6 protein-coding genes are annotated in these 6,725 nt (G+C 54.8%); all 6 read right to left on the reverse strand.

The features are described 5' to 3' along the window. The 6 genes from dapB to ribF all read right to left on the reverse strand — a co-directional run bounded on the left by dapB (window position 1) and on the right by ribF (window position 6,723). Window positions 1-816, reverse strand: coding sequence for a 4-hydroxy-tetrahydrodipicolinate reductase (gene dapB / locus QMM04_RS19935; protein WP_282996839.1), 816 nt, complete (start codon window positions 814-816; stop codon window positions 1-3). Between the two features lie 225 nt (window positions 817-1,041). Next, window positions 1,042-1,995, reverse strand: coding sequence for a 4-hydroxy-3-methylbut-2-enyl diphosphate reductase (gene ispH / locus QMM04_RS19940; protein WP_282996840.1), 954 nt, complete (start codon window positions 1,993-1,995; stop codon window positions 1,042-1,044). Next, complete coding sequence (gene fkpB / locus QMM04_RS19945; RefSeq protein WP_039329409.1) at window positions 1,976-2,446, reverse strand: FKBP-type peptidyl-prolyl cis-trans isomerase; 471 nt, start codon at window positions 2,444-2,446, stop codon at window positions 1,976-1,978. Before fkpB ends, ispH begins: the two co-directional genes overlap by 20 nt. A gap of 6 nt (window positions 2,447-2,452) precedes the next feature. Then, window positions 2,453-2,956 (reverse strand): signal peptidase II, encoded by a 504-nt coding sequence (lspA, locus tag QMM04_RS19950; protein ID WP_039329411.1) that lies wholly within the window; start codon window positions 2,954-2,956, stop codon window positions 2,453-2,455. Further along, window positions 2,956-5,775, reverse strand: a complete 2,820-nt coding sequence (ileS, locus tag QMM04_RS19955) for an isoleucine--tRNA ligase (protein ID WP_282996841.1) — start codon at window positions 5,773-5,775, stop codon at window positions 2,956-2,958. The genes lspA and ileS overlap by 1 nt, the downstream gene beginning before the upstream one ends. A 27-nt stretch (window positions 5,776-5,802) precedes the next feature. Then, window positions 5,803-6,723, reverse strand: coding sequence for a bifunctional riboflavin kinase/FAD synthetase (gene ribF, locus QMM04_RS19960; RefSeq protein WP_282996842.1), 921 nt, complete (start codon window positions 6,721-6,723; stop codon window positions 5,803-5,805). Window positions 6,724-6,725 lie beyond the last annotated feature (2 nt).

The following is a 6,725-nucleotide window of genomic DNA, read 5'->3' on the forward strand; positions in this document are numbered from 1 at the left end:
TCACAACATCGATAAATCCAGCACATCACGCATATCATAAAGGCCAGATTTCTTAGTCTTTAGCCAACTTGCCGCTTTAACCGCGCCATTTGCGAAGGTCATACGGCTGGAGGCCTTGTGGGTAATCTCTACGCGCTCACCAATATCGGCAAACATAGCAGTATGCTCACCCACGATATCGCCAGCACGCACCGTGGCAAAACCAATGGTTTGCGCTTTACGCTCACCGGTATGGCCTTCACGCGCGTAGACCGCGTGCTCGTCCAGTTTCCAGTTCATCGCATCGGCAATCGCTTCACCCATCGCTAACGCTGTACCTGATGGTGCATCAACTTTATGACGATGGTGCGCTTCAACGATTTCAATATCGGCATAGTCGCCCATCACCTTCGCCGCCTGCTGTAACAGGTTCAGCACCAGGTTGACGCCCACGCTGAAGTTGGCGGCAAACACGATGCCAATCTCTTCCGCCGCAGCGCGAATCGCCTCTTTTCCAGCTTCATCAAAACCGGTGGTGCCAATCACCATCGCCTTTTTATGCTCACGGCAGAACGCCAGATACTCCAGCGAGCCTTCCGGGCGGGTGAAGTCGATCAGCACATCGAAATCATCAACCACTTTCAGCAAATCGTCGGTCAGGGTCACACCGATTTTACCGATGCCCGCCAACTCTCCGGCATCAGTGCCCAGCAGTGAAGAACTGCTGCGGGCAAAAGCGGCGCCTAAGGTTACGCCTTCCGCCTGCTGCGCGGCCTGAATTAAATTGCGTCCCATGCGGCCCGGCGCACCAACGATAGCAATGCGGATATCACTCATAATTATTCATTCCTGATACAAATCTATGCATGCAAAGCGTAAACAGGTTAACGGTCAGATAACAGTCACGCCACAATAAAAAAGGGATAATAAGAATTTTACGCCAGCCGCCAAACATTATCAGTAAATGCAATCCCACCTGCTGGAAGTGGTCTTTGGCATGGCGACAGACAAAGAAAAGGCCGAACAATGTCGGCCTGATTCTGAAGCAGCGCACGTCAACGCTTACTGCACGTTGCGCACTTCGACGCGCAGCTCTTTCGGTACTTCAAACACGATATTCTCTTCACGGCCAATCAGCTCAATGGCCGCTTCACCGCCCAGTTCACGCAGGCGTTGGATCACCTGCTGCACCAGAATATCAGGTGCTGAGGCACCGGCCGTCACACCAATGATCTGTTTGTCTTTCACCCACTCTTCCTGGATGTCATCCGCTGAATCAATCAGCTTCGCCAGTTTTCCTGCACGCTGTGCCAACTCGGCCAGGCGATTAGAGTTAGAGGAGTTTTTCGAACCGACCACCAACACCACTTCAGCATCACGCGCCAATACGCGCACCGCTTCCTGACGGTTGGTCGTGGCGTAACAGATGTCATCTTTGCGCGGCCCGATAATCGCCGGGAAGCGCTGGCGCAGTGCATCGATCACGTCCGAAGTATCGTCAACCGACAGCGTGGTCTGCGTCATAAAGCACAGATTGCCTTCGTCTTTGACGCTCAGCTTGAACACATCTTCCGGCGACTCGACCAGATACATGCCACCCTTAGGGTTGTTGTACTGCCCCATGGTGCCCTCCACTTCTGGATGACCGGCATGACCAATCAGAATAGCTTCAACACCTTTACGGCTGGCACGTGCGACTTCCATATGCACTTTGGTCACCAGCGGACAAGTCGCATCAAACAGCATGGTGAGGTTACGTGCTTTGGCTTCAGCACGAACGGCCTGAGAAACCCCGTGCGCCGAGAAGATCAGGATGGCGTTATCGGGCACTTCGCTGATCTCTTCGATAAAGATCGCACCGCGATCACGCAAGCTGCTCACCACATAACGGTTATGCACCACTTCATGACGCACGTAGATGGGCGCGCCGTACATCTCCAGCGCGCGCTCCACGATACTGATGGCGCGATCCACGCCAGCACAGAAACCGCGAGGGTTAGCTAACAGGATTTGCATCACTACCCTCCAGTACCGGATCAATCTCCAGCACTTCAATTTCAAACTGAATGCGCTGACCGGCCAGCGGATGGTTAAAATCGACGGTGATCGAGTCACCGGAAACTTCACGGATTACGCCGGGCATTTCACTGCCACCCCGACCGCTGAACAGCATGATGGCCCCGACTTCCGGCTCACCTGCATCCTTGAAATCACGACGCGAAAAGTACTGGATCAGATCCGGGCTGGTGCCACCAAAGGCATCATCTGGTGCCAGCGTAAAGGTGTGCTTATCACCGACTTTACGCCCGAGCAGTTCCTTTTCAAGCGCACCTGACAGGCTGCCATCACCCAGACGGAACAGCGCGGGTTTGCCATTGGCGCGTGTGGATTCGGCGGTCGAGCCATCTTCCAGCTTCAATGTGAAATGCACCAGCAACGCGCTATCGCGCTGAACGGAGTCCATCATCTGTTGTTACCCTTTCTCTTTGACCTGTTTATCTTTCGGCGTGAGGAAACCTTCCAACACCACCAAGGCAGCACCGATGCAGATTCCGCAGTCGGCGATATTAAAGGTGGCGAAGTGCCAGTCGCCGACATAGAAGTCGATGAAATCGACCACGAAGCCGTGATAAGCACGATCAAACAGGTTTCCCAACGCTCCGCCGATAATCAGCGCATAAGCAATATTGGTTAATTTGTTGCTGGCGCGGTTGCGATACATCATCACCACCAGCGACACGACAATCGCAATCGCGATGCCGGCAAAGAACCAGCGCTGCCAGCCGCCTTTGTCCGCCAGGAAACTGAACGCCGCACCATAGTTATGCGCGTAGAACAGATTCAAAAACGGTATCAGCGGCTTGGTCTCGTGCAGCATCATGTTGTTCATGATCCACTGCTTGCTGGCGAAATCGATCACGATGACCACCAGCACCAGCCACAACCAACGCAATCCGGTCGAGCAGAGTTTACTCATCAGGCAAATTTCCGCACTTCACCGTTGCCGGCTACGTTGGTGTAACAACGACCACAGACCGCAGCATGCTCCGGATTCTGGCCAACGTCGGTAGTGTAATGCCAGCAGCGCGGACATTTCTCGCCTTCTGCTTTATGCAGCGCAATTTTCAGACCTTTCAGTACTTCGCTCTGCTGTGCTTCATCACTTGCGGTGGCGTAATCAGCCACGATCGCGCCTGAGGTCAGCAACACAAAGCGCAGTTCATCGCCCAGCGCCTGCAATTTGGCCGCCAGCTCAGCGTCTGCGTACAGCGTGACGGTGGCTTCCAGTGCGCCGCCGATGCGCTTATCGCTACGCGCCTGCTCGATCACTTTGTTGACTTCACCGCGCACTTTCAGCAGGTCATCCCAGTAAGCATCGTTCAGAGCTTCGTTATCGGCCAGACCAAACAGACCTTGGTACCACTCTTCGGTGAACACGTATTTCGCACGCTCGCCCGGCAGGTAGCCCCAGATCTCATCGGCGGTGAAGGACATGATCGGTGCCATCCAGCGCACCAGTGCTTCAACGATGTGCCACAGCGCGGTCTGGCAGCTGCGACGCGCCAGGCTATCACCTTTGGCGGTGTACTGGCGATCTTTGATCACATCAAGATAGAACGAGCCCATTTCGATGGAGCAGAAATGCATCAGACGCTGCACCACTTCGTGGAAATCGTAGTTGTCATAAGACTGGACGATATCCTGCTGTGCTGCCAGCGCACGGCCGACGGCCCAACGATCCACCACCACCATCTCTTCTGGCTTCACGCAATCAGTGGCCGGGTTAAAGCCTGCGAGGTTAGCCAACAGGAAGCGCGCGGTGTTACGGATACGACGATAGCTGTCCGCCGCACGCTTCAGGATTTCATCGGAAACCGCCATTTCACCGGAGTAATCGGTTGAGGCCACCCACAGACGCAGAATGTCCGCGCCGAGTTTGTCCATCACGTCTTGTGGCGCAACGGTGTTACCGATGGATTTCGACATCTTGCGGCCCTGACCATCCACGGTGAAGCCGTGCGTCAGTACCTGACGATAAGGCGCTTTGCCTTTCATCGCTGTAGAGATCATCAGAGAAGACATGAACCAGCCGCGATGCTGATCGGAACCTTCCAGATACATATCCGGCGTATGGCCGCCGAATTCAGGGCGCGCATCCACCACGGAATAGCTGGTTGATCCGGAGTCGAACCACACATCCAGCGTATCCGGCACTTTGACGTAGTTGTCTGCGTCATCGCCCATCAGATCGCGCGGATCGAGATCCCACCAGGCCTGAATACCATCCTGCTCAACGCACTTGGCCACTTTCTCCATCAGCTCAAGCGTATCCGGATGCAGCTGCTCGGTCTCTTTGTGCACGAACAGCGCCATTGGCACGCCCCACGTACGCTGACGTGAGATACACCAGTCAGGACGATTCGCCACCATCGCTTCGATACGCGCCTGGCCCCAGTCAGGGATCCACTGCACGCCTTTGATCTCTTTCAGCGACTGCGCACGCAGACCTTTCTGATCCATGCTGATGAACCACTGTGGGGTCGCACGGAAGATGATCGGCGTTTTGTGGCGCCAGCAGTGCGGATAGCTGTGCAGCAGTTTCTCAACGTGCAGCAGTGCACCTTTTTCTTTTAACAGCTCAACGATCATGTCGTTGGCTTTAAATACATTCACGCCATCCAGCGTTGGATAGGTGCCTGGCAGATACGCGCCATCTGGACCCACTGGGTTAGCGGTTTCCAGACCGTATTTCTGACCGATCACATAGTCATCTGGGCCGTGGCCAGGCGCGGTATGTACCGCACCGGTACCCGCTTCCAGCGTCACGTGCTCGCCTAAGACGACTTTGGATTGGATCTGCTCAAGGAATGGATGCTGGAACAGCTGCAGCTCAAGCGCGGCACCGTTGCATTCGCCCAGTACCTTCCACTCAGCGATGCCCGCGCGCTTCATCACGCTCTCAACCATCTCTTTGGCGAGGATCAGGCTACGACCTTCGATCTGCAGCAGCTGGTATTCGAACTCTGGATGCAGAGAGATACCGCGGTTAGCTGGCATGGTCCACGGCGTGGTGGTCCAGATCACCAGTGAAACCGGACCTTCTGAGGCCGCAACACCAAATTTCGCACGCACCGCGTCCGCATCGACGGCGTTGAACATCACATCGATAGAGGGAGAGGTTTTGTCGTAGTACTCGACTTCAGCTTCAGCCAGCGCTGAACGGCAATCCATGCACCAGTGCACCGGCTTAGCACCTTTGTGCAGATGGCCGTTGCCGATGATTTTACCCAGCGCACGAATGATGTTGGCTTCAGTTTTGAAGTTCATGGTCAGGTACGGGCGATCCCAGTCACCCAGCACGCCCAGACGGATGAAGTCTTTCTTCTGACCTTCAACCTGCTCTGCGGCATAATTGCGGCAGGCTTCACGGAACTCCGCGGCGCTGACTTTCTCGCCCGGCTTACCAATCATCTGCTCAACTTTGTGCTCAATCGGCAGACCGTGGCAGTCCCAACCTGGCACATACGGCGAGTCATATCCCGCCATGCCTTTCGACTTAACGATAATGTCTTTCAGAATCTTGTTAACGGAGTGACCAATATGAATGCTGCCGTTCGCATAAGGAGGGCCATCATGCAAAATAAAGGTTTTTTTCCCTTTTTTGGCTTCGCGGATGATGCCGTACAGGTTGTCATCATACCAACGTTGCAGCATTCCCGGTTCGCGTTTGGCCAGATCGCCACGCATCGGGAACCCCGTTTCCGGCAAATTCAGGGTAGATTTATAGTCACTCATCAGATTCTCGGTTCCGTATTTCGGTCATTAAGCCGGTGCGTTAAGCCCAAAGAATTGGCGGGCCGTCACCACATCTTTCGCAATTTGTTCTTTCAGCGCGTCCAGCGAAGCGAAACGCTGTTCGTCGCGAATCTTCTGCTTCAGCACCACCTCAATGTGGCGCCCATAAAGATTCATATGTGTGTCGAGCAGGTGAACTTCAAGCTGCTGACGCAGACCTTTTACCGTTGGACGTGTGCCAATGTTAGCCACGCCGGGAATGGGTTTGTCACCCAGGCCTAAAACTTCAACCGCAAAAACCCCCTTCACCGGCGTTACCGTGCGGCGTAAAGGAATGTTCGCGGTGGGAAAACCAATCGTGCGGCCCAGTGCATCACCGTGCACTACGCGGCCTGAAATGCTGAACGGATGGCCCAACAGCGCCTGTGCCTGCGCAAAATCATCCTGCGCCAGCGCCTGTCGTACCGCAGTGCTGCTGATACGTTTGCCGCCATCACAATAAGACTGGGTGCTGATGACTTCGAAGCCATACTCGACACCGGCTTTCTGTAATAACAGGAAATCCCCCTGGCGACCAGCGCCAAAGCGGAAATCATCCCCCACTGCGAGGAACTTCACATCGAGTTTATCCACCAGCAACTCGGCGATAAAACTTTGTGCGGAGTGCGCGGCAAAGCGGCGATCAAAACGGACGCAGAGCACGGCATCAACGCCAGCCTGTTCGAGATACTTCAGTTTTTCACGCAAACGCGTCAGGCGCGCTGGCGCTTTATCACCAGCAAACAATTCAAGCGGTTGCGGCTCAAACAGCATCACCACCACCGGCAGGTTGCGTTTACGTCCCTCGGCAATCAATTCCGCCATCAAAGCCTGGTGGCCGCGATGGACGCCGTCGAAATTGCCAATGGTCAGGACGCAGCCGCGATGCTGCTCTTTCAGATTATAAATAC

It is taken from the genome of Pantoea sp. Pa-EAmG (assembly GCF_030024295.1).
GTDB lineage: Bacteria > Pseudomonadota > Gammaproteobacteria > Enterobacterales > Enterobacteriaceae > Pantoea > Pantoea dispersa.

Coding starts and splice junctions, on each gene's coding strand:
- lspA (WP_039329411.1), bottom strand. CDS start 2,956: ATGAGTAAACTCTGCTCGACCGGATTGCGTTGGTTGTGGCTGGTGCTG.
- fkpB (WP_039329409.1), bottom strand. CDS start 2,446: ATGATGGACTCCGTTCAGCGCGATAGCGCGTTGCTGGTGCATTTCACA.
- dapB (WP_282996839.1), bottom strand. CDS start 816: ATGAGTGATATCCGCATTGCTATCGTTGGTGCGCCGGGCCGCATGGGA.
- ispH (WP_282996840.1), bottom strand. CDS start 1,995: ATGCAAATCCTGTTAGCTAACCCTCGCGGTTTCTGTGCTGGCGTGGAT.
- ileS (WP_282996841.1), bottom strand. CDS start 5,775: ATGAGTGACTATAAATCTACCCTGAATTTGCCGGAAACGGGGTTCCCG.